Source organism: Microbulbifer sp. NBRC 101763, assembly GCF_040371615.1.
In the GTDB taxonomy this organism is placed as follows: domain Bacteria; phylum Pseudomonadota; class Gammaproteobacteria; order Pseudomonadales; family Cellvibrionaceae; genus Microbulbifer; species Microbulbifer variabilis.
Map to the genome: position 1 here is coordinate 58,859 of NZ_BAABQV010000008.1, position 26,468 is coordinate 85,326.

Consider the following 26,468-nt stretch of genomic DNA (forward strand, 5'->3'; position numbering starts at 1 on the left):
TCCTAATTGACCCAGCGCGCCACTCTGAAGCCGATATCGTTTCTTGGGGCCTCTCCATAGTCGCGATAAGACAAACGCAACTCCGTCAGCCCTGAGTGACGCCAGCTGGAGCCACGAATAACATGGTAGTCACCATCCTGTGGGCCCACTGGATTTTCCTCCTGGCGGGATGAAAGACCTGTGCCAATGGTATAGAGATCGTGTATCCATTCAGATACATTGCCTCCAAGGTCATAAATTCCCAACGGGTTTGGGTTATAGCTGGCTACAGGTGCAGTCGCTGCATAGCGATCACTATAGGTGCGCAGTACAGTGGGAATTAGCTTGGCAGCATGACTGTCGGCATAATTACCTGAGTTATTACCAATGGGCAGGTCATTCCCCCAAGGATATTTGCGCATAACACCGCGGTCGTAACGGGCTAGCCATGCCCATTCAGCTTCAGTTGGTAAACGATATCCATTTGCGGCGGAATCAAAGCCGACAACCCGACCGCGTTCTGTCAGGTATACAGGAGTCAGCCCATCCCGTTGGCTGAGCCAATTGCAAAAGAGAACAGCATCGGCCCAACTGACATTGACTACGGGAAGGTTGTCGTTATCTAAGCTCACACCGTTTACATGGCTTGAGGTATGTGAGGGTTTAAATCTTCGGTATTCCCGGTTGGTGACCTCTGTGGTGCCTATATAAAAGGGGCGGTTTAGAGCGACCTGCCGCATAACTTCATTTGCGCGACGCCCTTGCTCGCGTCGGGATGAGCCCATAGTGAATACAGCGTTGGGGCGCATTAATTTCATGGTGCCGCCTGCGCCATGGCGAAGCTCTGGTGGAACTTGTTGCCAGCGAGCCTGCTCCTTGGTTAATAAAACTGCACGCACAGTTTGCTCCAGTCTGGCACTGGGAATCACGCGGGTATCAAATGTTTCATAGCCTCGCTTGCGCACTTCAATACGGTGAGTTCTTGCGGGTAGGTTGAAAGTCTGTCCGGAATTCCCCGCAAATTGCCCATCAATATAGACTTCTGCATCTGGTGGCACACTGGAGACACGAACCCTGCCATACACTGCATTCAGGTTAATATTCAAGTCGCGCTGCATACCTGCAGCGAGGTCGATGGTGTGTTCTACGGAGGCATAACCGTCCTTAAAAAAACGCAGGCGATGGATTTCCCCTGATGTGAGCTCGAGCTCCAGTGGGGTATGACCTCGAAACTCCCCATCCACGGTTACACTCGCGCCCTCAGGAGTGGTAACGACACGCAATAGCCCGTCAGCTGGCCCGAGGGTTACTGTGGCTAGTGCCTGGTCTACTCCAGCGGTAACAGCGACAGGGATATCAACCGTCTTATGCTCGGCAAGGGAGATAGAGATAACTCTATCTCCCTGGATTAACTCTGCGTTAAGTGGCGTAGTTCCAAGTACCTTGCCGCCCACGGTTACTGTAGCGCCTTGCGGATTGCTGTTGATTCGGATACTGGCCCAGGCTGGACGTAGTTTGGCTTCAAGGCGGTAGGTTTTATCGAGCCCCTCGATATTAACCTCGCGGGTAAAAGGCAGATAGCGGTCAGATAAAACTGTTATCCGCATGGACCCCGTAGAGACATTTTTCACCAGACCATTTTCATTTGGAACTTCACGACCATTCATCAGAACTTTTACAGGTACTGGGGGATCCGTTTCGATTTGTAGATGGCCCGGAAGTTTTTCAAGGGTAACCGAGTGGCGACTATGGCCTTCCCGGCTGACTTCTACTTCGCCACTTTTGGCTAGATAGCCCTCAGCTTTAATTGTGTAGCTGTAGTTTCCAGGTAATACGAGGTGGCCATTGCCGAGGGGAATTGCAAAGCCACTGATACTGATTTTTGCATGGACGGGCTGTGTATCGAAAATTAGGGAGCGGGCGATAACTAAATAATATAGCGCCAACGCGCTTAAGAGTAAGCAGGCCGCAACAATCAAGGCGCGCTTGGAGAAAAATAACCGAGCACGAGTGGATTTTGGCTGTACTGGAGTGAAACCAATTGGTTCGATGAGGGGGGATTCATCGATTGCGGGTTTCTCATCCTGGACAGGTACTGCCTCTTTCACTGTCATTTATGCTTCCCTATTGCCACATCGTTATGGAGTTATCGCAATGACTTCGGTGTCGCTGGATAGGCCTTGTTAGGGCCAGGTTGGCAAAACCGAAGCAGGGGTGCTGTGTGCAACAAAGCTTAGCTCGCCGATACCATGGCTATGTGGCATGGTGAGAGGTTTGTCGCGGAACTCTTCATATCCTGAATTTAAATCAGGCGCTCTAAATCAGGCACGGCCCCACTGCGAAAAGACCTGTTTTTTTGATTTTTCGAGGCAATAGAGGTTCTTGTAATTAGCTGTTATTAGCGCCGTTAATTTTTTCCGCACATTGTATGACAACTTCTGTGACAGGTTTCCCTGGCTTGACGATAAACTCCCGACGCACATCCCGATAGCCGTCTCGGGTACCGATGGCTGTATAACGGCCGGGCTTTAAGGCAATTTCTCGCTGATCAAAATAGCCCAGCCTTCCCACATGATAAATCGTGACACTGGTACTACGGTCGGACTTAAAACGTACGGGCATGGGGATTAGTGCTTTAGTGAGTGCATCTTCAAGATCTTCGATCTGTTGTGCCAAACGTGGTGTTTGGCTATTGAGTTTCCGCGCATCACTGAGTACTTTTCTGGCAAAATGATTACGCTTTCCTTCGCCTAAAGTCAGAGGATCTTTAAGGAGATCCTGCATTTGATCATCCAGTTGAGCCCTGGCCGTGGCGCGGGCTTTCCCTGTCACAGCAGCCACTAAACTAGCGTCTTTTTTTACTAAGGTAGTGTAACTCTGCAGGGCTTTGTGCCAGTTTTCCTGCTTTTCCTGGTCGCGCGCGTGAGTGAGAAGTTCTTCGATCTTGGCCTGCTCGGCCCCATTTTTTGCCTGCTTAAGGCCTATACCTGGGGCCTTGGCTTCAGGCTTCAACTTACTGGCTTGGTTGAAGTGTTTCTTTGCTGAGTCAAATTTTTTATCAGCAATAGCGGCATACCCTGCGGACATGGCATTTTTGTAGTCGCGTTCGGTGATTTCCTGTTCTACTTTTGCCAATAATTTTTTTGCAGGCTTTGTTTGTGGATCAGAAGAAAGAGATTCCCTTAAAGATTTCTTGGCAAGATCTAAGTCTGAATCCAGATAGGCACTTTTCCCTTCTGTGAATTTCCACCAAGCCAGCGGAAGCTTATCGGTGCGCTCTAACCCTCTTAATCCCCTGGGGTGCTTCTCGGAAATTATAAGGGTAAGTTTGAAAGCTTCTGTTGCAGAATCCAGGTCCCCACTTTCTAGCGCTCTTTCGCCTTCAGCAAGATGTATTTCAATACGCTCGGGTATACCGTCACGTAATACTTCTAGTGCCTGCAATGATTCCTGATATTTCTCCAAAGCGGGCATAAATTGTCGTTTGCGGTAGAGGCTGTCGGCCTTGAGGGCCAGATCTTCTGCCGCATAGAATTCTTCATATGCCCATAGCTCTACTTTTCGCTCCTTTAATTCTTCCTTGAGGGCGAGAATATCCTGCAGAATTTTCTGGACCTCCCGGCGTTGCTGCATAATTTCGGCATCTGTATAAGGAGATGCTTGGGCAACATTTTCCGAGATGTTATTAGTTGGGGGGGAGCTTATTTGCAGGCTACGTAACGGAGGTTTTTCCACCACCTGGGGAAGCCCCCAAAAGACGCCAATGAGACCGCTGAGCATGGCTGCACCAATTACTATGGGTCCATAAAACCTTTCTTTTTTAGGTTTTCCCTTATTGGTGTTGGTTGCCTTGGGAGAATGAGCCTCCTCACCGCCAAAGGTAAAATTGGCTGGCTCGATTGGTGCTATATCTTCCTTGGCATTATCGCGGTGCTGCATAGTATTTCCGCCTAGTTATTCGTGGTCCCAGTGAAGATGTTGGGTGAAAAGAGTGGAAAAGCGCTTTGATTTACCTCAGTTAGTAACACTTGTGATGCTAGATACTGTTACTGGATGAGCCCGTCTCAGCATCGTATATTTCCTTCAGAATTTCGCGCCATTGCCGATATTGGTTTTCTACTGAACCGGTAAGAGTCACAGTACGATCCTCAAGCTCTACGATTTGTGGCTCAACTTCGGCCTCCATTGAGTCACCCAGCTCCTGCAGTGCCTCTAAGTGCATCTTGGCATCAGCACGGCGATCAAAGGCGCTCTTTATCAGGTAACCACCTGCGCCGATACCGACCTGGCCCGCAGCTTGGGCGCTGCCACCTCCAGCTCCTGCGGCAGCAATTCCGCCGATAATGGCTGCGGCACCCATAATGGTGTGATTACGGGCCTTACGCTTTAATTCGCGCATCTCCCGAACCTCCTCGTAACTGCGCGCACGCCATTCCTGATAGGGCACCTCCATGGTTTTTGCGAATGTGCCGTAATACTCCTGTAGGGTATCGACAAACAGGTAGTCCCGCTCACGAATTTTGCGCACCCTTGCTAGCATCGGATCATTTTCTGCGGGTAGGGCACTTAGATAGTAGATACCACTTTCGCTTTGGTGCAGGTAGCGGTCGAAGGCTTCAGGGGAGAAGCTGCGGGCAAAGCGCATTTCGGAAATAGTGCGAAGCTCGACAATTTGCTGATTTGATAGTTTTTGCCGGTACTGCAGCATGTCGTTGGCAATACGGTTGTAGATGCCTTGGAAAGCATCCCCCTCCGTAGGGTGCTTGCGATCGTAGGCATAATGCGAGGCGTTTTCACTGTACTCTTTTGTAAACCAGAGCTGGCCTCGGGAGTCAGCGACAGTAATTTCAACTGTCAGGGATTCGCCGTCGGATTTGAGAATACGGCCAGAGACGGTTACATCTATATTGGTGCGTGCAGATGGGATAACTCGAACTGCTCCCCAGCCAAGGCTTGATTGCAATGAGTCGGCCAAGGTGACGGCCATAAAGCGAGACTCCGCCTGGCGCAATTCAGGAAATACCAGGGTATCTTCGTCTGCCTCAGTAGTTTCTAGGCCTGGGTCAAACTGAATTACGCCTACGTCGAGTAATCGCTCTTCAGCAATATTTTTGTCCTCAATAGTAAGGGGCGTAAATGCGGTAGTTCGTACTTCCGTTGTGGTACAGCCTGTGAAAATTAATGCGACTACCGACCACAATAATATGGTAAATAAGCATGTCGGGGAGTGGCCGCTTTTGTAAGTGGACTTGTAAAATGACATACAGGCATCCTTAGTAACTACTTCGTCGCTTTTTTATACTTTCGGTATTCTTCCCATAACTTTTCCCGCAATTCGGGGTCGGTTTCCCGGGTGGCTGCTTCACGAATTTGCCTTGCTACAACATCGTCATCTGTACCACTGGGTATATCTGCGGGTACTACGGCCTGTGAGCTGCTGTGGTTGTAGTCCCCCTGTCGCCCTTTTGTCGGCAGCCCGGGTCCGGTAACCTGGCCACTGGAGTTATTTTGCTGCGGTCCTCCTCCAGCTGGTGCTCCACTGCCTGGTGGTGCGGGGATTTCAGCTTCGGCTGATTCAATGAGGTCTTCCAGGGATTCCCCTGGCGGCGCTTCATCCATGGCGTCCTCGTCACTTTCAGCGGAGGCCGAGCCAGGCCTATTACGCACGTAATCACGTTCGCGCAGGATCATGCCGTCGTAACTCACCATGGTGGATTCAAAGCGGCCCTCCAGTTCCGCAACCTGCTCCGCAGCCGATGTCGGGGCTTCGTTGGGTGCGCTTCCCGCCCTTGATGCACTATCGCCTGGTTGCCCGGCATTAGCGCTATTGGCACTACTACTGCTGGAAGATGCACTGCTGGAAGAACTGCTACTGGAGGCGCTGGAAGATGAAGCGGTTTGATCCTCCTCGGAAAAATCGATTTCGTCTGGAGGAGTGCCTTCCTCTCCAGAGGAGGGGTCTGGCGGATTACTTTGATCCCTTTGTGATTGCTTTGAATCACTATAAACCGGTGTGGAGCGATTGCGGGAATCAGATTCCGGCATAGAATCTCCAGCTGAACTCTGGCGGGAAGCCTGTTCCTCTCCCGGTGCCGTACTGCTGTTACTCTGGGAGTTTCTTTCCGCACCGGGCATGCTCATACTGGGCTGGCTAGAAGAGTTGCTACGTGGCTGGCCGCTGCTACTGCTGGCGGTCTGCGACTGGCTGGAGCTCTGTGAACTGCTGCTGGACGAAGAACTGCTCTGAGACTGCGATTGCGACTGTGGCTGCGATTGAGACTGAGAACTGGCAGAGGGCATTGATGGCATTGCTGGCGGTTGCGATTGTGTCTGTTGGCTCTTACAGCCGACCATCGCTGAGGTCAATAAGGCAACGGAGAGCAGAGTATGCCAGCCAATACACTGGCAATGACCTTTTCGAAGCGCTTTCCGAATTGTCATCTGCTTTCTCCTAAAATATTTGATATGTGCCCGGGCAGGCGGGTCGGTGAACAGTCTACGTAATCTGCCAGTCCGATAAGTAAACGGTGTGGAATCTTAAAAATAGTTGTTATTTGATTATTTGCGCGTTTACCACACCGCTTTAAAAGTGCTTTGCAGCAAAAATCCTCAATCAAAGACGAATCGTTGCACTATGCCGCGGGTTTCTACTGCTTCGCCGTCCTCAAAGCGAGGGCGAAACTTGGCGCGCTTTAATATGTTGCGGACTTTGGAACGAATGCGCACCTTGTCCGATGGGTAGGCTCTCAACACCTTAATATTGCGTGCTTTTCCGAAAGCGGTAACGTCGTATGAAACAGTGATGTGGGAGTTGGCTAGGGCCTTACTGTCGGAGTCCAGTATTGGAAGTGCTGGCAGGGCGACAGGACGCCCAAAAATATCCTCTATTTCGTCATTGGAGGCGCCATTGTCCCATAGTGCCTGATAGGCTTCGCCATATGTCTGGCGAGCCGAATGCCACTTGTTAAACATCATGTACCAGTCACCTAGCTCTACTTTTGCTTTGGCTGAAGCTGCCGGTGGGGATAGGGGATTTCTTTGGTAAACGTCGACGATACGGGTTATGGCTTTTTTACCGGTGTTAAAACTCTTCGTCCGGTAGTGATCTACTTTGTGAAGTTGACTGGCATTGGATCCACCAGCGCCAAAGCTGGTATTGACGATAACTGGTGCCTGTGGTTCGCCCTTATAGGTTGCCAAGTAATAATTGGTTGCTTTGAGTCCGCGTAGAGCGTCTACCAAGCGCAAATCACTGGCACCAAAATTCTTTGTGATAATATCAACCGCTAAGGTATAAAGTTTTGTAGCATTGATCAGGTGCTCAACAAGAGTCTCACCTTTTTCTTCTATGTAAGACTGTAGATGCCAGCGGCTCAGGTTATTGATAACGGGTAACATCCGTGGATCTTTTTCACCGTAATTTTTTTCGTAAAGCCAGTAGAGGTACTGTTGATTGTCGTTAGCTTCCTCCCACTGATTGAGGGCAATCTGACTTTCGATCAGTCGCTCAATCATAGGGATCTGGTTGAGGGAGTAGAGTCCTTCATTGACCCTATTTACCAGCATGGCACGACGGAACTCACTGGCGGCTTCTTTATGTGCACCAGTTTTTTGCAAAGCTGTGGCTAACCCAAGTAATTGTTCATCAATTCCCGCGCCATAAGCACCGTGTTGTGCCTCAAGTTCTTCAATTCGTTCGCGGTAGCTTTCTACCGCCTCAGAAGGACGAAGTTTTCGTCGATTTTTTTGTAGGGGTTTGGAGGCGGCCTCAATAAATGCCTTGGGAGGGGCATTAGTATCCTGGCTCACAGTTACGCCATCTGCAGCGAAGGCGCTTTTACACAGCAGTGCTGTGGCTGTAAACATCAAGCCGATAGCAAGTGATTTGCTGGTATCTATCTGTGTCACGATTGAACCACTTCCATTCCGGTTTTCATTACCCACAACTGCGAAAAAAGCCATGGCCTCACGCAGGGTATGTGGGTCTCGTTTCCACCTGTGGACCCCAAAGGTCGTTGAGTGGAAGCTCTCTCCTGAAATGTGGTTCTGCTTCAACACGAGGGCCGGCGGTGAGTTCGCTCTTGGGGCCTCGGGGAAGACGCAGCCGGATGCTTATCTTTGCGCTCCTGGCTGCGTATTAAACAGTATAGCCAGCACAATCTGTCATCAGAGGGATTGTGACGGAGACTTCAACCAACCGGCTATCGATTTGCCGGCATGCCTGCGACCACCCTTTTGGTTTAGCAGGCCGGGAGAAATAGCAGAACTCAAGGTCGGTAAGCAGGTGCCAAAAGTTTATTGTGCTTGTTTGGGCGACAGTTGATATTGCCGGGGGGATGCCGTATCTGACACTGTGGGGCAAGTAATACGAACTGCTTAGTGGATTTTTATCCTAAATTTTTGCGTTTTTTTAGGGGCTATTAGCTGTATCTGATCAACCCTCGGGTGACATATTTGGATTGCAGCGCAACAGGCGCCATAATCAGCCAATTGGAATGAGAGGAGAGAGCTGGTGAGCATCTATATCGACCCTGACGTAGCCCCGAGCCTGCGTGGATATGAAATGCCTGAGAGGCTGGGTTTTGGGGCAGTAATGGCGCCAGTAATGTTTCGTGCTGTCTGTCAGGATGGTTGCTGGAGCAGTGGTGAGTTGGTCCCCTACGCACCACTATCTGTTGACCCGGCAGCTAAGGTATTGCATTACGCTCAGTCGTGCTTTGAGGGGATGAAAGCTTACCGTACGTCGCAGGGTATTGCCCTTTTCCGCCCTGAAAAAAATGCAGAGCGCATGTCTTATTCAGCCAAGCGCCTATGTATGCCTCCAGTGCCTGAGTCTCTGTTCATGGATGGTGTGCGCACTGTCGCTGCTTACTGCGCAAATTTAGTACCTGGTAACAGTGGAGAATCCCTCTACTTGCGTCCCTTTCTGATGGGTACCCAGGCAGACCTAACGGTATCTGCGAGCACCTCCTATGAGTTTTATGTGATCGCTAGCCCTTCAGAGGCTTACCACTCCGGTAATATGCGACTTTGGGTAGAGCGAGAAGACGCCAGAGCTGCAGTAGGGGGCACTGGGGATGCAAAGGTCGGTGGTAACTACGCAGGCTCCTTGCTTAGTATTGGTCGCTTAAAAGAGCGTGGCTTTGACCAGTCACTATGGCTTAACCCAGACGACCGCAGTAGTGTGGATGAGTTGTCTGGTATGAATTTCTTCGCGGTAATCGACGGCGAGCTTCACACTCCGGCGCTTAATGGCTCCATTCTAGAGGGGATTACCCGTTTTAGTCTGATTGAATTGGCTAGGGACCTCGGATACAAAGTAATTGAGGGTGCAATTCATATTGATGAATTACTAGGGCAGGTCGCCTCGGGCGTCTGCTCTGAAACATTTGCCTGTGGCACCGCTGCGATTATCAGCCCTATAAGCGTGATAGGTGATGAAAGTGGTACCTACAAACTTCCTCAGGCACCTGGTCCTGTGGCCCAGCACCTGCGTCAGGCGCTCCTTGATATTCAGGAAGGGCGAGAGGAGGATCGTTTTGGTTGGATGTGCGCTATTCAGGCGGTCAGTTTCTGAGGCTGGAATGTCCCTCCAGGTAGCTGGCTGAGTTAATTCGCCAGCTACCTCTGATATGGCTATATCCACTTATTTGTCTCTCTTTTATTTATACAGATAATTATCCTCCCGGGTTGTTTTGTATCATTTTCGGTGGGTTAAATGTTTCTCCTAGAAACGCTCATGTAAGCATTTCCGCCAATTCCTTCCTTATTGTTGACTTGAACGACTTAAGCTCCTAAAAGTAAGTCGATAGAAGAAGAAATGAACTGGAGCTTCGAGGATGGCCTTTTAGTGGTACACCTCATTTTGACCAGCAGTTTCAAGATCAAATTGAGCAAATAGGTCGCACTTAGAGTTCCTTACAGAGCGTGAGGAAAACGGAATGTTGATCCATATGTTCGGCCTTATGATACAGCCCCGCAGGCAGTGGGAACTGATCAGTAGCCTCCCTGAAAAGAAATTACGCAGTCAGTTGCCCTACGTGATTATTTTGGCGTTGCTTCCAGCAGCGGCGTGGTATTTTGGCACCACTCAGGTGGGTTGGAGTATTGGTGGCGGTGAACCGGTCAGAATTACAGGTCAGAGTGCACTGGAGTTGGTTGCGGTTTTTTACTGCACTATGGTATTGACTGTTGTTGCGATTGGCTACTTCATTCATTGGATGGCCAAGACCTATGGAGCTGAAACACACCCATTGAAGGGCGTTGTTATCGCAGGATTTACTGCAACACCAATCTTTTTAGTCGGTGTCGCCGGTATATACCCTTTGCTATGGTTAGATATTCTTTTGGCTACCGTTGCAGTTGCCTATGCCGTTTATTTGTTATATTTGGGAATTCCCATTGTTATGGGTGTCTCGGAAGAGCGCGGGTTTCTTTTTGCCAGTGCCATTATTACTGTCTCTCTGGTAATGGCTGTGTTGATTATGGTGGGAACTGTACTTTTCTGGAGCTATGTCTCCGAGCCAGTTTTCCACTGATATCACAATTATTCTTCAAATAGCCAGTTTACTTGTTAATTCTAAGCTGGCTGCTTTTAGTAGACAAAATAATTATATTTATAGATTCTTAATTATTTTCTATCAGTTAATCAGGTAGCCTTTATGTATGGAGACTACTTATAATGTTGATGATTGCTTTGTGATTTACCTGAGAGGACAGCCTGTTGCGAAAGGTAAATGCGAAACTGATCCCTTTTCTGGATCAACTCAACGAGAGTATGGCTGCGCAAGCAGCTCAGGGGTTCAAGTTTAGTGTAATTAATTCTCGTGAGATGTCTGGAAATATGATCAGGAGTTACATTTCTGATATTCCAGAAGTGGACTACATATTTGATGAAGTAGTCTATTCCACTGGCTATAACGTGCCTGTCAGGGTATATAATCCTGCACCAGAGAAGAAGTTGCCTGTACTTTTATATTTCCATGGTGGTGGTCATGTTGTGGGAAGTGTAGAAAACTATGATCCGATATGCCGGAAATTTTCCCTCGCGACGCAGCATATTTTGGTGGCACCAGAGTATCGGCTGGCTCCCGAAAATCCATATCCCGCTGCAATGGTCGATTCGTGTGCTGTCGCTCGTGGGATATGGACGGTTTTGGATAAAAGAAAAGTCAATTATCAAAAAAGTTTATCTGTTGCTGGAGACTCTGCAGGTGGAGCCCTGTCTGCATCAGTTTCGCATCTCGCCCAATATGATCTAGGTATTACTATTTCCAAACAAGTTCTGGTCTATCCCTGTGTTGATTATACAGCTAGGTGTGCGTCATATAAGGAAAATGGTGTGGGCTATTATGTCGAACGCGATAAATGCATCTGGTTTTCTGAGCAATACTTTAAGGATGGCCAATGTAGAAAGTCAGCATCTCCATTACATATGGATTTCTCCGGAGGGTTGCCGGATACCCTAGTTATAACGGCAGGGTTTTGCCCCTTGCGAGATGAGGGGGTGCTTTATTATAAGTCTATAAAAAATACTGGGGTTCGTTCAGAAAATTTCCACTTTCCAGATATGATACATGGCTTCTTAAACATGGAGGACTTAGTAAGAGATGAATGTCAAGAAACTTATTTTCAGACTGGTAAGTTTCTAAATGGTTAATTACTTGTATTGTTTTATTTTGGAGTGTAATGATATTTTAAAATGTAGCCGTTGCTTAGCTCCAGTTCCTCTTGCTTTTCTATGTTCCTCATAAGATCAATTTCTCCAATAGTGTTAAATATCTGTTTTGGCTCGGTATCAATACAGTGAATGCCCATACTTGCTACTGTCAAATCTTTATTGATTACTGAATACTCGATAAACTGTAGGGATACTCGATCATTCTTCTTGAAAATCTCTATGCCTGGACCGCTTGATAGCATCACCTTGTACTTAATTGCACCCCATGGGCCGTTGCACCGTATCGCTTGATACTCTTTCATTATTGCCCTTATAGATATTACGGGAGTGCTTTCTGTGAGTCGATTTTCCAATATTTGTTTTGTTTGAAATGTTTCTCCATCAGGTGTCATGATCACTACTTTAAGTGACTGCTCGGCGAGAGTGCTCTCCGCCAATAAGCTGATGGAAATCAAGGCTGGCTTTAAGATTTTCATCGCTTTAGCTTTCCTGGGCCAATTTTAAAGTGTAAGTGACGGATAATTTGCTAATGCCGAGTCGGTATTGTTTTCCGGTTCATTAATAATAGTGTCTTGATGCAGAGGCACTGGTTGGATAGTATCGGTAAAGCTATGTAAGAGGGTTTTTTGCGCAACCTAATTGGTACATTCGTGCCTATTTTTATAGATTGCCACTAATTGCTACCGATAATAATTCAAATAAAGGACGTATCATGAAAACATCAATCTGTGTGGGAGTGGTTTTGGCACTAATGGCTTCCACAGCTTGCTCGCCTGGTGACAAAGACAAGCGGGTACAAAATGACGCTCCCGACGTAAAAGCTAGCCATGATTTTCAGAAGCAACTACTCAGGCAGCTGATATCCGCAAAACCGGGGGATGTGGTGTTAATTCCCGAAGGAGAGTTTCAAATTAACCGCAGCTTATCCTTGAATGTGGATGGCGTCACGATACGCGGTGCGGGTATGGATAAATCTATTCTCTCGTTTAAAGGGCAGATTCAGGGGGCTGAAGGATTACTGGTGAATGCAAGTAATTTCACTATCGAAAATCTTGCCATTGAAGACACAATCGGTGATGCCTTAAAAGTAAATGAAGGCGAGAACATAGTGATTCGCAATATACGTGTTGAGTGGACAAATGGGCCAGCCACTGAGAATGGAGCTTACGGCATATATCCTGTTCAAACTAAAAATACCCTGGTGGAGAGTTCAGTTGCTATAGGGGCATCCGATGCGGGTATTTACGTAGGGCAGTCGAGAAATGTCATAGTGCGTAATAATCGTGCCGAATTCAATGTGGCTGGGATTGAAATTGAAAACACGATCGGCGCTGATGTATACGGAAATGTGGCAACTAACAATACGGGTGGAGTCTTGGTTTTTAATATGCCAAACCTTCCTCAGCCTGGGCATAGCACCCGTATTTTCAATAATAAAATTTTTAAAAACAATACATCAAATTTTGGTCATGAAGGTACGCCAGTAGCTGCAGTTCCTGCAGGGTCAGGTATTGTAATTAACTCCAATGATAATGTTGAGATATTTGAGAATGAGATAGCAGATAACGATACCGCTAATATAGTAGTGAGTAGCTACTTTACGGCGGGTTATTATAGCGACAAATCCACACAGGAAGATTTCGACCCATATCCTGAAGGAATTTATATCTATGATAACCAGTTTTCTGGTGGGGGCACTTCACCGGACCACCTGGAATTGAAAGCCTTGAAATTGGCTCGATTTGGACTGAGTGGAAGCATTCCCGATGTACTTTGGGACGGGGTTGTCAATCAAGAGAAAACAGTTGATGGAGCCCTGCCGGATCACTTGAAATTATGCATTGATAATGCAGAAGCTGGTATTCTCAATGTGGATTTCCTCAATGGCTATCAAAATATCTCTACCGATATTTCCGCACATAAATGCCAGCTTGAGAAATTACCCCAAATTGTCCTGGAGTTTGAGCAGCCCGTAGAGGATCAGAAGACAGATAATCATCTGGCAGTATTAGAGGGTAGAAATGAATAGTTGGATATCCTGGGCAAGTGCCTTTATCCTGCTTCCAGGAATGATGCTGTCCACTATAGCAGGCTGTGATAAATCTCGCCCTCAAGTGGTCGTGTTTGCTGAAAATGCGATTCCGGAACGACTGAGTGATTGGAACCTGGTAAATATTCTCGATGGTGTATTAACGCCAAATATCGGAGTGGTGCCCTATGATCTCAACACAGGACTATTTACTGATTATGCCCATAAGTTGCGTACAGTGTGGATGCCTGATGGTGTTTCGGCCCGATATGGCGATGAGCAGTTTGACTACCCTGTTGGCACAGTTTTAACCAAAACATTTTACTATCCAAGGGGCGAAAACGAGACAGTACTGCGCACTGATAATTTCGAGCATGACTATGCTGAAGGCCGTATGGGTGAGGCCCTGGATATGCAGCGGGTGCGTCTGATGGAAACCCGGTTGCTAGTGAGGCGTGAGAGTGGCTGGCAGGCGATTCCCTATATTTGGAATGAATCACAGACAGAAGCGGTATTTGAAATTGCTGGTGATGCCAGTCGACTTAAGCTAAAAACGGCAACGGGAGATATTACAGAATTTACCTATGTGGTGCCTGATGCTAATCAGTGTGCTGGATGCCATGCAGATAATTTCACCGGCAAGAAAATTTCACCTCTCGGCCCAAGGGCCAGACACCTCAATCGAGATTACCCCTACCTCAGTGGTACAGAAAATCAGCTGAAGCACTGGCAAAAGATTGGTTATCTTCGTGATGTTCCCAAGACTATTGAACTGCCCAGCTTAGCCAAATTTATGGATAACAGTGTAACGCTGAATGAGCGAGCCAGGGCCTATCTTGATATCAATTGTGGTCATTGCCATAACCCTGCTGGCGCGGCCGATACTTCTGGTTTAATGCTAAATCATAGTGAGACAGACTTGCGTAAGTTGGGCTTGTGCAAGCCACCAGTGGCGGCGGGAACTGGCAGTGGCGAGCGCTTATTTGCCATAGTGCCGGGTGAACCGGATCACTCCATTTTGAATTTCAGAATTGAGTCTGTTGATCCCGGTGCGATGATGCCGGAACTGGGTCGCAGTTTGGTGCATGAGGAGGGGGTGGAGCTGCTGCGCCAGTGGGTTGCGGCTATGCCGGGTACTTGCACATAAACCCTTCTAAAAGACGGGGCTAGTTCAGAATAATGGGTACAGTGCCTGAGGGCACCGTACCTTTTCCGAACCCCATTTTAACCGTATGCTGCGGCTTCAGTAACCGGAGTGGCGGCGGGAATCAGCCCGTGGACCATCATGGTTACCGTACGCTCGAGTAGTGGTGAGTCGAGGGCAATAGTGCCACTCAGTATTTCATACTCTAGCTTTAGAATTGTGCCATGGGCGATCTGAGCTGCAGCTTCGGGGTCTGTGAGGCCAAGCAGGTGGAAGAATTCCTGCATCAGGGATTCCCGTGCATGGTTTGACATGCGTACTGCTCGTGTCAGCTGCTCATTCCGCAGTGCTTCATTGCGAAATGCTAGCTCTATAAGGCGCCGGTCCTTGTCCTCAGCTTGGCTTCGGACATGGGTCAGCACAAAACGGGTTAGCTGTTGGACTAATAATTTGCGGCTACTGTTCGAGGCGCGTTCTTGTGCTGAAAGGTTACGGGCAGCGCTGAAGCTTTCTTCCTGAAGTTGGCGCGTACTCTCTAGTCCCTGTTCGACGAAATATGTAAATGAGTCGCTGATAAGGTCATTGAGGTCTTTAAAGTAGTAGGTAGTGGCAGCCAGGGGTACACTTGCTTCCCGGGCTACAGCGCGGTGACGAATACCGCGAATACCTTCCTTTACGATCAGTCGCAGGGTGGCCTCAAGGATTGCCTTGCGGCGCAGGCGGCTGTCGGCGCGCTGAGCGCGGCGGCCGTGGTAGACCAAATCAGACTTTCCATTGTCTACAGTCATAGCAGTATCCCTGTTCTTATTGCGTTGGCACCGATAGCACTCTCAAGCTGGTCGGTCGTGCCATTCTAGCCAAACGAATTCAAAAAGAGACAATAATGCTATTACATTCGATTACACCGGTATTGCACTGAAAAAGGGCTTTATTTCCAGTGTTTTAGCAAAGGTGTATATTTTTGGGCTTTTGGTGACAGATAGCTGTCTATTAATCTATCAAAGGAAAATAAATACGCCAAATATGAATATTTTATTTAGAAGAATAAATGAAATATGCCCTTTAAATAATCACTGGCAATCAAATGGTTTTCGCTAAACTAAGAGATTGCCGTCGATATTTTTTCTCCAAGTTTATTTCTAAGAAATTTTTCCGGTAACGCGAACACGTTTAGAGCCGGGAACAATTTTTACTTGTTGGCTGCGACGACGTTCAATACCTGAATCTATTGCATTTTTTGCTGCGATTAGTAGACCTGCAACCAGGAATGCTCCTGGGGGGAGTACCGCCACAAGTACTCCAGGATAGTTACTACCCAGAACCGAGATGCCCCAGTCTTTTGCCATGGGGCCGAGTAATAAATCCATATCTGAAAAGAGAGTGCCCTGGCCCAATATTTCCCGTACGGCGCCAATTACGATTAATACTGCGGTAAAGCCAACTCCCATCATAAATCCATCTACCAGCGAGGGAAGGACCGGGTTTTTACTCGCGAAGGCATCTGCACGCCCGAGAATGGCGCAATTGGTAACAATCAAGGGAATAAAAATACCGAGCACCAAGTACAACTCATAAGTGAAGGCCTTCATGAGCAGCTCGACACAGGTAACGAAGGTGGCGATGATCATGACCGAAGCGGGCAGTCGAACAGTATCTGGCATTTGCTGACGCACGAGGGATACCGCCAGGTTTGAGCAGGTAAGAACTCCGGTTGTGGCTAGGCCCAATCCAATAGCGTTGACCACTGTGCCTGTCACTGCCAACAGGGGGCAAAGCCCCAGTAGCTGCACCAGTGCAGGGTTATTCTTCCAAAGCCCATTGTGGGTGATTTCTGCGTAACCGGGGGTTGCCATCAGTTTTGCTCCATCTCTGGTTGGGCCCCATCTGTTTTTTCTGCTTCGGGGTTCTCAACTTCCACCGCACGCTTTGATATTGGTGCACTAAAAATCTTTTGGTGATTCTGTGCGACAAACTCCAATACTTGACGCACCTCATTCACGACCGCGCGCGGGGTAATTGTGGCCCCGGTAAACTGATCGAACACTCCGCCATCTTTCTGTACTTTCCATTCATTGGCGGGTGGATTTTTTAATGACAAACCATCGAATTGCAGTATCCAGTCACTTTTCTTCAGCTCAACTTTGTCGCCGAGGCCGGGGGTTTCGCTATGACCTGTAACCCGCACCCCGGCAATAGTACCGTCGCGGTTTACTCCCACCAGCAATTGGATCGGGCCTGAATAACCGTCGGGTGCCACCGCTGGCACAATCACAGCGGAGATTTTTCCATCCTCCCCCCGCGCGAGGTTGATATCACCACCCTGGGGGAGGCCGAGCTGGTTCCAGAAGACCTTGGGAATTGGATAGGTATCAACCAGTAGGTCGTTACTGTGGCGATCCAGGGGAATGATTTCCAACAGTGCTTTTGCCGATGCTGCCCGTATGGCGCGCTCAATGGGTTCACGTGTAGTGACCTGGGTCACTGCCAGCGTTCCGGCAGTGACCAGGGCAAATAGGGTTAAGACAGCGGCGTTTGTCGCCATGGACTGTTTGAGCATCAGTGCTCCTCCAGATCGGTGGCGCGTCGTGGCCGCTTATGGCCATAAGTGCGGGGCAGGGAATAATTGTCGATAGTGGGCGCGGCAAAGTTCATCAAGAGCACTGCGAAAGCCACTGCATCCGGGTAGCTGCCCCATGCGCGGATAATATAGGTAAAGAGCCCCACCCCCGCCCCAAAAATCAGGCGCCCCTTATTACTCGTACAGCCGCTAACCGGATCGGTAATAATAAAGAAGGCTCCAAACATGGTGGCACCAGAAAATAGGTGCAATAGCGGTGAACCTTCAGAGAGTGAACTGCCACTGTCATAAAAAAACAGGGATAAAAGAGTCAGGGTGGCGAGCATCGCGACCGGCGCATGCCAGGTGATAATGCCGCGGAAGAGCAGAAATAGTCCTCCGAACAGGAAACCAAAACTAATGGTTTCCCAGCCAGCCCCAGCAAAGGTGCCCTTGTTGAAAATGGGCTCCAATTCATACAGCTGTGACAAAAGAACTGATTCATTGAGGCGGACAATCTCCAAGGGTGTAGCGCGGGTGAAACCATCCACGTTGTAATTGCCGAAGACGAGGGCGAAGGCTTCCCCAACACTGGGGGCACCGCCGATTACATCTGCAGCGCCCACCCAGCGAGTCATGTCCACAGGGAAGCTGATGAGTAGCACCACATAGCCCACCATTGCAGGGTTGAACGGGTTGTAGCCCATACCGCCATAGAGGTGTTTAGCCAGTACTACAGCCACGGCACTGCCTACTACCGGCAGCCACCAAGCACAATAGGGAGGAAGGGCGATGCCAAGGAGCAATGCGGTGACAAAGGCACTATAGTCACGCAAGTAAAAGGCCACGGGGCGATTGCGTAATTTCATCACCGCCGCTTCGCACAGCATGGCGGTGATAATCGACAAGGCAATATTGATCAGAACGCCTATGCCAAAGTAGATCACCATCGCCAGTACACCCGGGGCGGTGGCGGCGGCCACCTGCAGCATCACTTTGGCTGTTTGATCTCCGGAGCGGGCATGGGGAGAGGTGGCACGGATCAGTGACATTATTGATCTCCACCCTGTGCCGATTGCTGTTCATGCATCTTGTTTTCCAATTTTTTCTGCAGCTTCTCCAAGGCGGTCTCAAAAGCCTCTAGATTAGCGTCATCTTCTTCCCGGGCCTTTTGCAGTCGTGCTTCGGCTTTGGATACCCTCTTGCGTAGAGCATCAATATCCGCAGTGAGCTTTTCCGCATCACTTAACTGGGCCCGCGCCTCTGCGGCGGAACGGGCTTTGTTGATAGCGCGTACAGCGGCATTGGTTTCTTCTTTACTGGGTTCTCGCGCGGGGTCGCGGTCGGCGCGTCGCTTGGCCAGGGTGAGCTTGTGTTCAGCTTCCTGTAGTTTCAATTCAGCAGCTTTGAGTTGAGCGGCAAGCTGGTCGCGCTGGCTGTCATTGGCGGTTTCCAGTTTGCCGCGTAGGCGCTCCACGCGGCTCTCTGCACTGGAGAACGTGCGCTGAGCACGGGCGAATAATTGCTGGGGGTCCTCTTGGCGGGACTGGACCCTAGCTAGCGCTGCGGCGACAACATCGGCCTCCTGTTTACTGGCTTTGGCTTGCTCAGACTCTGGGTTTTGCTCGCGCTGCTGGCGGGCCAGTTCGGCTGCCTTGCGTCGGGCTTCACGTTTTGCCTCTTTTTCCTTTTCCGCCTTTTCCAGGCGCAGTTTACGGAATTCGAAGCGGTCGCGAGCACGGTCGGATTTCTCCTTCTCCGCCTCGGTCTGGCGTATAGCCCCCTTTGCCGCGCGGTAATACTGGACCAGAGGAATCGTGCTGGGACAAACATAGGAGCAGGCCCCGCATTCAATGCAGTCAAACAAATTGTAAGCCTGTAGTTTTTCCCGTTCATCAGCGCGTGCATACCAGTAGAGTTGTTGTGGTAGCAGCGATGCAGGGCAGGCTTCTGCGCAGAAACCACAGCGGATACAAGCTTTGGCTATTGGAGCGGGTGGCAGCTCATCAATGGTAGGTACCAGCAGACAATTGGTGGTTTTTACAACTGGTGAGCTTTCATCATCAATGGTGTACCCCATCATGGGGCCACCGATAATCACCTTTTGCATCAATCCGCGGTGAATTCCGTGATGCTTAAGGATATGACGAATGGGGGTACCGATGGGTACTTCAATATTGCGTTGTCGCTCCAGGGCTTTGCCCACTACAGTGGTAACCCGGCTGATCAAAGGCTCTCCGAAGTGTACTGCGCGGAATATGGCTCTGGCAGTACCCACGTTCTGGCATACGATACCGACATTGGCCGGCAGTCCCTGGTTGGGGACCTCACGCCCTGTGAGAATCTGGATCAGTTGCTTTTCACCGCCGGAGGGGTATTTAGTAGGAAATACGACAATATCGAAACGAGTGCCTTTGGCGGCCTCGCGCATCGCTGCAATCGCTTGAGGTTTGTTATCCTCAATCCCGATGAGAACCCGTTCCGGTTCATCAAGGATGTAGGAAAGGATACCGACTCCGGCAATAATTTCTCCAGCGCGCTCCCGCATCAGCATATCGTCAGCGGTGATATAGGGTTCGCACTCGGTGCCATTGATAATCAAAGTATCAATCTCTGCACCGCCATGAGGGTCCAGTTTTACTGCAGTGGGGAAACCGGCACCTCCCATTCCCGCGATGCCGCAGTCACGAATTTTCTCCAGCAACTCCACTCGGCTGAGCTGGGTAAAGTCCTCACAGGTCTCAAGCTTGCACCAGCGCTCCTCACCATCGGTGCGAATAACAACGCAGTCTTCCACCTGCCCCGATGGGTGGGGGACGGCGCAGGGCTCTATAGCAACGACCTTGCCAGAGCTGGGAGCGTGCACTGGACAGCTGATCAAGCCATCCGCTTCAGCAATTTTTTGCCCCTTTAATACATCGTCACCAAGATTAACCAGTGGCAGGGCTGTAGCACCTGTGTGCTGTAGAAGGGGCACTATCAGATCTTCGGCTAAGGGAATACTGCCAATGGGCTCGCCGGTACTTTGATACTTATTCTCCGGGGGGTGTACGCCACCGTGAAAATCATTGGGGCGCAGCTCCCGCGCTTTTTCGCTGGCAATTAACTGGGCCTCACGGGCAGCGCGACGCTCGGTAACCGCTTTCCGCTGTTGGGCTCTCTCTTGCTGTGCTTGGGTCTCGTTCTCGGGGCTCAAACTGCACCTCCCCCAGTTTCTGTCTGATTACCGCGACGGTCAGAGGCTATTAACTGGATGCCGTCCTCAGGTTTCCGGGGGTGCCAGTCTTGTAAAGGCATATCCACAGGCACCATATCAATACAATCCACTGGGCAGGGTTCCACACACAGGTCGCAGCCAGTGCATTCATCGGTGATGACGGTATGCATGTATTTAGCAGCCCCGGCGATAGCGTCCACCGGGCATGCCTGGATACATTTGGTACAGCCGATACATTCTGCCTCGCGAATAAAAGCGACTTTCTTTACTTCCTCTACCCCGTGCTCGGCGTCCAGTGGCATGGGTTCCATGTCCAGTAAGTTGGCCAGCTCATTGATGGTGGCCTGGCCTCCGGGTGGGCACTTGTTGATGGCATCGCCGTGCACGATGGCTTCCGCATAGGGTCTACAGCCGGGGTAACCGCACTGTCCACACTGGGTCTGTGGTAGTAGCGCATCAACCTGTTCCACCAGGGGGTCGCCTTCAACTTTAAAGCGTACAGCGGCAAATCCCAGCAGGGCACCAAACGTCAGCGCCATGCCGCCAAGTACCAGTAGGGGAGAGGAAATTTCTGAGATCCAGTCCAGCATCGTAAAACCCTATACCAGACCGCTAAAGCCCATAAATGCCAGGGACATCAGCCCGGCAGTTACCATACCGATAGCTGCACCGCGAAATGGCAGGGGTACATCTGCGGCAAAGAGACGCTCACGCATGGAGGAGAAAAGAATCAAAACCAGGGAGAAGCCTACAGCAGCTCCGAAGCCGTACAAGGTGGACTGCATAAATGTATGGGCCTTCATGGTGTTTTGCAGGGCCACTCCTAATACTGCGCAATTAGTGGTGATTAGAGGTAGGAAAACCCCTAGTACCTTGTACATTAATGGGCTGGTTTTCTCGATAAACATTCGCGCAAACTGCACTACTACTGCAATTACCAGAATAAAGGAGATAGTGCGCAAATACTCGATACCAAAAGGCTCAAGCAAGTAGGTATTTACCAAGTAGGAGCAAATTGACGCCAGGGTTAGTACAAAGGTTGTGGCACCGGCCATGCCCACGGCGGTCTCCAACTTGTTGGAGACACCCATAAAGGGGCACAGGCCCAGAAACTGTACCAACACATAGTTGTTGACCAGGATGGTACTGAGCAGGATAACTGCGAATTCGGTCATAACAGGTCCGGTTGAAGCCCTGGGGCGAAATGGCACGAGCGCTATGGCGGTGTATATGCCCCTGCCCCTGATAGTGGTGCGTTCTGTGAGCAAGGTGTCCGTCGAATGTCGCGCAGGGCCGGTATTATGGGTGAGTCGCAGAGGGCCTTCAACTCGGAAAAGGCATCTTCTGGCAGGTGAGGGGCCCCAGCTTCGGGGTCAGTAATATGACCAAATAGCCGCTGCATGACTATAAGCTGTGCGAGGTTATTGAGATATGGGGTTGTCGTTAGTGTCCATATAAAAAATAGGGCTTATTTCAGCTGGTTTGCCGGTTGTGAGTGTAGTTTCGGGTGAATTAAGTGAACTCCTTTGAACTTTCTCGATAAATGTTGGCGCGCCCCTTTACAGTAAATTGACGTGGCCATATCTATGGCTGGACAAATCCTAATATCAGTTGGAGCCGTGAAATGTCGGATCAACCTTATACCCCACCAAAAGTCTGGACCTGGGATTCGGAGAGCGGTGGGCAGTTCGCCAAGATCAATCGCCCGGTGGCGGGTGCCACACATGAGAAGGCGTTGTCCCGGGGTAAGCACCCGATGCAGCTGTATTCACTGGGGACGCCGAATGGGGTCAAAGTGACGATCATGCTGGAGGAGTTGTTGGAGCTGGGTTTTGATGGAGCTGAATACGATGCCCATCTGGTTCGTATTACTGAGGGAGATCAGTTTGGCAGTGGTTTTGTGGAGGTGAACCCCAACTCGAAAATTCCTGCTCTTTTGGACCAGAGCACAAATCCGCCTATCAGGGTATTTGAAAGTGGCTCGATACTCCTTTACCTGGGAGAGAAGTTTGGCGCCTACCTACCGCATACCCCGGAGCAGCGCACGGAAACTCTCAACTGGCTTTTCTGGCAAATGGGCGCTGCCCCCTATCTCGGTGGTGGTTTTGGCCACTTCTATGCCTACGCCCCTGAGAAGTATGAATATCCGATCAATCGTTTTGCTATGGAAGTAAAGCGGCAAATGGATGTCTTGGATCAGCAGCTGGCAAAACACCAATATATAGCCGGGCGTGAATACACTATTGCAGATATCGCGATCTGGCCCTGGTATGGAGCATTGGTACGCAATGAGGCTTATGATGCTGCCGAATTTCTCGATACCCAAAGTTACAAACATCTGAATCGCTGGGTTGAGGAAATTGCCGCACGGCCTGCAGTGCAACGTGGACGCATGGTAAATCGAACCTGGGGAGATCCCAAAAAACAGCTTCACGAGCGCCATGATGCCAGTGATTTTGAGACAAAGACCCAGGACAAATTAACAGATGAAGAGAGCTAACAGGGAGTTGTTTATGAGAAAAAAGCTCGCCTTCCTCTTTAGAAAGTACGCAGTGAAAGCATCAGCTGAACTATTTGCGAGGTGCGTGGCAGCCGCCACAATTTCTCGGTAATAAAACCAGCAGCGAATGCCAGACCGAGCATTAGTGGTACAGGAATTGAACTCAGGAGTTGGCGGGCCTGCTGCTGCTGTTGATTGATTAAGTGCAATGCGCTACGACGCTGTTTTTCTGTATCGTGGCGGCATTGTTCAATCTGTTTATTTAAAGTTCTCAGCGACATCGCTTAAGGCCTCTTTCACCTGCCGCTTGGTTTCTTCAAACCCAAGCAGCGGGCGCAGTTTCTGTTGGTATATCAGCACGCCGATAAAAATAGCAATTTGTAATAAGAGAAAGACGAGAAAGCCAATATAGATAGACTGGGAAAAATAGTAGGCAAAAAGGCCTACGCCGCCGCAAATAGTGACAAGCAGGGCTGTTCCCAGGGGCACCAACATCAGTTGCAAAAATATAAGGCGTTTGCCAGCAGTCAGAGTCCGATCCAATTCCAATTGGAATAATCGCTGAATATTGCTGATCCAGGCAGTAAGCAACGTGAGAGTGGCTTCGGCACGGGCCAAAGTTGTTTCTAAACTGTCATCGTCGCTATTTCCAACGCCGTTGGCTGATCCATCTGTTTCGTCCCGGCCGCGATCGTGCGCAGCCGGGCCGGAATTAGAGTCGGGCTTTTTTCCATTTCCCATCTAGGGTATCCCTACTGGTAAAAAAATGATCAGAGCTATTTAAAAAGCTTAGCGATTGCCCAACCGACTACAAAGGCACAACCCACCGCAAGAATTGGGCGTTCCCGCAATGAAGATTCCGCTTTTTCCATAACTTCCGCAGCACGCTGTCTCTGGGTTTCCACTGAAGATTTAGCTCGCTGTCTCAAGCTTTCCGCAGCATCAGTTGCCGCCTCGCCTGCGAGATTATAGGCCTGTTGCAGCTTTTCCCTACTGGAGTTTGTGTGGGGAGATCTTGCAGTTGCCATCGGGTTGCTCCTTTTCAGGGGTTGATTGGCAAGGAATGATATAGTCGTCCCCTGTATTCCCCAGTCAAATTAGCGCTTTTATTAGGGGAATTGAAAATAAGCACAATTAATTATTTTATAAAAAGCTATATACACTCTCTTTTCTTGTCTCCTAACCAAAATCACTGAAATTCCTTCCTGGGTATAAGTACTTTTTAGGGTGAGAATCGTGCCCAATGGGTAGGATAGTGACCCCGAGCCTTAATTGTGATCATTTTTCTAAGGCTCTGTTGGGTGCGGGGAGAGCATATAGATAGAAGAGGGAAGTCACGGCTTAAGGGGTGCGTTGTCGAATTCCCGTCTCCAGGATTCAATATTATTAACCACGCCATTTAATAGGCGCTGGCGGCTTTCTCGGCTGATCCAGGCATTGTGAGGGGTAAGGATTAGGTTGGGAATGTCGTTATCCAGCAGAGGGTGGCTTGCGGGTGGGGGTTCTTCGCTGAGTACATCCAAGGCTGCCCCACCCAGCTTGCCGCTGCGCAATGCGTCGGCGAGAGCTTCCTCATCTACCAGGCCGCCGCGGGCTGTATTGATCAATAGAGCGCCGGGTTTCATTGCAGCGATAAATGTGCGATCGATAAGTTTCTCAGTTTGCTCTGTGAGTGGACAGTGCAGACTGAGCACATCTGACTCCGACTGCAACTGCGCCAGGGGCACCCGGTTTTTCTGTTCAGTTTGTCCGGAGGATTCAGCGATCAAAATCCGCATATCCAGAGCCTCGCCGAGGCGAGCAACCCTCTGACCTAACTCCCCATAGCCAATAATGCCGAGAGTTTTTCCCGATAGTTCAACTACTGGATGATCCAGCAGGCAAAAAATCTCTGACTGACTCCATTGTCCCGCCATTACGTCCTGGTGATAGAGGTGCCAACGTGAGGCGAGGGCCAGCATTAAGGCCAGAGTATGTTGTGGCACTGAGGCTCCAGCGTAGCCTTGGACGTTGCGCACTGGGATGTCGAATTCTTTTGCGGCCTCAAGGTCAACATTGTTGGTGCCGGTAGCGCATACACAGATCAGTTTGAGGTTTTTTGCTTGCGCTAAAACGGCGCGATTTAATACCACCTTGTTGGTGATTACCACCTCCGCATCGGCAATGTGTTCAGCAGTTTGCGTGTCGGAAGTGGTATCGTGGAAATCCCAGTGGTCTAGACTGTTTTGCAGGGCTGATATGTCCAACTCCTCCAGCTTCATTGTCAGTGCGTCAAGAAATACGCCGCGCATGGGGTCTCCTTAGTTTCTGTGTTGTTTTAGGCATGCTACGGCAGTTGATGCCGATTGCAATGGCTTCGCTGGAGGGGCGCGTGATCTGTCCTGTGTGGGTGGCTACGGTTTGTTTGTCGGGCCTTTCTGTTTCAGTTGAAGAGGGCTCTTAATGGGAATATCGGTAACCGCAGCAACACTGGTTTTAGTATCGGCATTTCTCCATGCGGGATGGAATTTACTGGGAAAATCCCGCACACCTTCCCCGGCTTTTTTTTGCATCGCCACACTGAGCGTGGGCTTATTACTTCTTCCCCTTGGTGTTTGGGTCTTGTCTCAAGCACAGGGATTGCCGCGTGCGTTCTGGCTGCTTCTGATAGGCAGTGGCTTTTTTCAGATGATTTATATGGGAGGTCTGGCGTTAGCATACCAGCGCGCCAATATGGGGCTTGTTTATCCCATAGCACGAGCACTGCCTGTATTACTGGTGGCGCTGGCAACGGTGCTGCTCGGACAGACTCTGCCGTGGCTTGCCTGGCTGGGCATGTTACTGGTCACCATTGGCTGTCTGTTAGTGCCACTGGTGTATTTTCGTCAATGGCACTGGCGCGCTTACTGGCGAGCTGATTGTGCCTGGGCCCTGGTCGCCGCACTGGGGACTGTAGGGTATTCACTGGCAGATAAGGGAGCTTTACTCCACCTGGAGACAGCTCTCGACGGTGCCGTTCGGCCTATGGCGATGGCATACAGTTACCTGGGTATGCAGTTCTTTGCCAGCGGCTTGTGGTTGCTTTTCGGTTGTCTTGGTAGCAATGGGCGTGCCCAATTGGTGCGAAGCCTGGGTGATTTGAAGCTCGGGTTAGTAACGGGACTCATGATGGGAGCTACCTATGGCCTTGTTTTGCTGGCCATGGCGATGACGGAGAATGTGAGCTATGTAGTGGCCTTGCGCCAGCTCAGTATTCCGCTGGGAGTTGGTTTTGGTATCTGGCTATTAAAAGAGCCGGCATACAGGCCCCAACTGCTTGGTGTGGGGCTAGTATGCGCCGGCCTGATTGCGGTGTCACTGCGCTAGGCTAGGGACATCGCCAG

The 26,468-nt window shown here is 49.9% G+C and carries 25 protein-coding genes; 8 read left to right on the forward strand and 17 right to left on the reverse strand.

Translation table 11 applies throughout. The features are described 5' to 3' along the window. Positions 1-2 precede the first annotated feature (2 nt). The 4 genes from ABWV76_RS18965 to ABWV76_RS18980 form a co-directional block, all read right to left on the reverse strand. On the reverse strand, positions 3-2,093 hold the full coding sequence (locus tag ABWV76_RS18965; protein WP_353376973.1) for a PEGA domain-containing protein: 2,091 nt from the start codon (positions 2,091-2,093) through the stop codon (positions 3-5). A gap of 274 nt (positions 2,094-2,367) precedes the next feature. Further along, on the reverse strand, positions 2,368-3,918 hold the full coding sequence (locus ABWV76_RS18970) for a tetratricopeptide repeat protein (RefSeq protein WP_353376974.1): 1,551 nt from the start codon (positions 3,916-3,918) through the stop codon (positions 2,368-2,370). 97 nt (positions 3,919-4,015) lie between these two features. After that, positions 4,016-5,242: a hypothetical protein gene (locus ABWV76_RS18975; RefSeq protein WP_282951664.1), complete on the reverse strand. Its 1,227-nt coding sequence runs from the start codon at positions 5,240-5,242 to the stop codon at positions 4,016-4,018. Between the two features lie 17 nt (positions 5,243-5,259). Next, positions 5,260-6,024, reverse strand: a complete 765-nt coding sequence (locus ABWV76_RS18980; protein WP_353376975.1) for a hypothetical protein — start codon at positions 6,022-6,024, stop codon at positions 5,260-5,262. Here ABWV76_RS18980 and ABWV76_RS18985 point away from each other — a divergent pair. Beyond that, positions 6,002-6,226, forward strand: a complete 225-nt coding sequence (locus ABWV76_RS18985) for a hypothetical protein (RefSeq protein WP_157533339.1) — start codon at positions 6,002-6,004, stop codon at positions 6,224-6,226. The genes ABWV76_RS18980 and ABWV76_RS18985 overlap by 23 nt on opposite strands. Positions 6,227-6,588: 362 nt before the next feature. Here ABWV76_RS18985 and ABWV76_RS18990 read toward each other — a convergent pair whose 3' ends face one another. Next, a complete protein-coding gene (locus ABWV76_RS18990; RefSeq protein ID WP_353376976.1) occupies positions 6,589-7,941 on the reverse strand; it encodes an energy transducer TonB in 1,353 nt (450 codons plus the stop codon). A gap of 550 nt (positions 7,942-8,491) precedes the next feature. On the opposite strand from ABWV76_RS18990, the gene ABWV76_RS18995 reads away from it, so the two are divergent. From ABWV76_RS18995 to ABWV76_RS19005, 3 genes are all read left to right on the forward strand, one after another. Continuing rightward, positions 8,492-9,556 carry a branched-chain amino acid aminotransferase gene (locus ABWV76_RS18995; RefSeq protein WP_020411903.1) on the forward strand — a complete coding sequence of 355 codons (1,065 nt, stop codon included), beginning with the start codon at positions 8,492-8,494 and terminating at the stop codon, positions 9,554-9,556. Positions 9,557-9,920: 364 nt separating this feature from the next. Then, entirely contained in the window at positions 9,921-10,517 is a 597-nt protein-coding gene (locus tag ABWV76_RS19000; protein WP_020411904.1) for a Yip1 family protein, read from the forward strand. A 185-nt stretch (positions 10,518-10,702) separates the two neighbouring features. Then, positions 10,703-11,638: an alpha/beta hydrolase gene (locus ABWV76_RS19005; RefSeq protein ID WP_353376977.1), complete on the forward strand. Its 936-nt coding sequence runs from the start codon at positions 10,703-10,705 to the stop codon at positions 11,636-11,638. Between the two features lie 14 nt (positions 11,639-11,652). On the opposite strand, the gene ABWV76_RS19010 is transcribed toward ABWV76_RS19005, so the two are convergent. Continuing rightward, entirely contained in the window at positions 11,653-12,135 is a 483-nt protein-coding gene (locus ABWV76_RS19010) for a hypothetical protein (protein WP_353376978.1), read from the reverse strand. A gap of 275 nt (positions 12,136-12,410) precedes the next feature. Between ABWV76_RS19010 and ABWV76_RS19015 the strand changes: the two genes are divergently transcribed. Continuing rightward, positions 12,411-13,688, forward strand: coding sequence for a parallel beta-helix domain-containing protein (locus tag ABWV76_RS19015; protein ID WP_353377048.1), 1,278 nt, complete (start codon positions 12,411-12,413; stop codon positions 13,686-13,688). Further along, complete coding sequence (locus ABWV76_RS19020; protein WP_020411908.1) at positions 13,681-14,835, forward strand: SO2930 family diheme c-type cytochrome; 1,155 nt, start codon at positions 13,681-13,683, stop codon at positions 14,833-14,835. The genes ABWV76_RS19015 and ABWV76_RS19020 overlap by 8 nt, the downstream gene beginning before the upstream one ends. A gap of 77 nt (positions 14,836-14,912) precedes the next feature. Here the strand turns inward: ABWV76_RS19020 and ABWV76_RS19025 are convergent, their stop codons facing one another. The 7 genes from ABWV76_RS19025 to rsxA form a co-directional block, all read right to left on the reverse strand. Further along, positions 14,913-15,620, reverse strand: a complete 708-nt coding sequence (locus ABWV76_RS19025) for a TetR/AcrR family transcriptional regulator (protein ID WP_020411909.1) — start codon at positions 15,618-15,620, stop codon at positions 14,913-14,915. A gap of 351 nt (positions 15,621-15,971) precedes the next feature. Next, a complete protein-coding gene (locus ABWV76_RS19030; RefSeq protein WP_353376979.1) occupies positions 15,972-16,685 on the reverse strand; it encodes an electron transport complex subunit E in 714 nt (237 codons plus the stop codon). Then, on the reverse strand, positions 16,685-17,389 hold the full coding sequence (rsxG, locus tag ABWV76_RS19035; RefSeq protein WP_353376980.1) for an electron transport complex subunit RsxG: 705 nt from the start codon (positions 17,387-17,389) through the stop codon (positions 16,685-16,687). The genes ABWV76_RS19030 and rsxG overlap by 1 nt, the downstream gene beginning before the upstream one ends. Next, a complete protein-coding gene (locus tag ABWV76_RS19040) occupies positions 17,389-18,441 on the reverse strand; it encodes an RnfABCDGE type electron transport complex subunit D (protein WP_282951656.1) in 1,053 nt (350 codons plus the stop codon). Before ABWV76_RS19040 ends, rsxG begins: the two co-directional genes overlap by 1 nt. Next, complete coding sequence (gene rsxC / locus ABWV76_RS19045; protein WP_353376981.1) at positions 18,441-20,585, reverse strand: electron transport complex subunit RsxC; 2,145 nt, start codon at positions 20,583-20,585, stop codon at positions 18,441-18,443. Before rsxC ends, ABWV76_RS19040 begins: the two co-directional genes overlap by 1 nt. Beyond that, positions 20,582-21,196: an electron transport complex subunit RsxB gene (gene rsxB / locus ABWV76_RS19050; protein ID WP_020411914.1), complete on the reverse strand. Its 615-nt coding sequence runs from the start codon at positions 21,194-21,196 to the stop codon at positions 20,582-20,584. The genes rsxC and rsxB overlap by 4 nt, the downstream gene beginning before the upstream one ends. A 9-nt stretch (positions 21,197-21,205) precedes the next feature. Further along, positions 21,206-21,781 (reverse strand): electron transport complex subunit RsxA, encoded by a 576-nt coding sequence (gene rsxA, locus ABWV76_RS19055; RefSeq protein ID WP_020411915.1) that lies wholly within the window; start codon positions 21,779-21,781, stop codon positions 21,206-21,208. A gap of 449 nt (positions 21,782-22,230) precedes the next feature. Between rsxA and yghU the strand changes: the two genes are divergently transcribed. Continuing rightward, a complete protein-coding gene (gene yghU / locus ABWV76_RS19060) occupies positions 22,231-23,106 on the forward strand; it encodes a glutathione-dependent disulfide-bond oxidoreductase (protein WP_020411916.1) in 876 nt (291 codons plus the stop codon). Between the two features lie 38 nt (positions 23,107-23,144). On the opposite strand, the gene ABWV76_RS19065 is transcribed toward yghU, so the two are convergent. From ABWV76_RS19065 to ABWV76_RS19080, 4 genes are all read right to left on the reverse strand, one after another. After that, positions 23,145-23,387: a hypothetical protein gene (locus ABWV76_RS19065; protein WP_020411917.1), complete on the reverse strand. Its 243-nt coding sequence runs from the start codon at positions 23,385-23,387 to the stop codon at positions 23,145-23,147. Beyond that, complete coding sequence (locus ABWV76_RS19070) at positions 23,365-23,847, reverse strand: hypothetical protein (RefSeq protein WP_020411918.1); 483 nt, start codon at positions 23,845-23,847, stop codon at positions 23,365-23,367. Before ABWV76_RS19070 ends, ABWV76_RS19065 begins: the two co-directional genes overlap by 23 nt. A gap of 35 nt (positions 23,848-23,882) precedes the next feature. Further along, positions 23,883-24,134 carry a hypothetical protein gene (locus ABWV76_RS19075; protein ID WP_020411919.1) on the reverse strand — a complete coding sequence of 84 codons (252 nt, stop codon included), beginning with the start codon at positions 24,132-24,134 and terminating at the stop codon, positions 23,883-23,885. Between the two features lie 306 nt (positions 24,135-24,440). Beyond that, positions 24,441-25,397 (reverse strand): D-2-hydroxyacid dehydrogenase, encoded by a 957-nt coding sequence (locus ABWV76_RS19080; protein WP_282951653.1) that lies wholly within the window; start codon positions 25,395-25,397, stop codon positions 24,441-24,443. A gap of 151 nt (positions 25,398-25,548) precedes the next feature. Here ABWV76_RS19080 and ABWV76_RS19085 point away from each other — a divergent pair, with 151 nt between their 5' ends. Next, the gene (locus ABWV76_RS19085) at positions 25,549-26,451 is read left to right on the forward strand and encodes an EamA family transporter (protein WP_020411921.1); all 903 of its coding nucleotides are present in this window, start codon (positions 25,549-25,551) and stop codon (positions 26,449-26,451) included. Positions 26,452-26,468 lie beyond the last annotated feature (17 nt).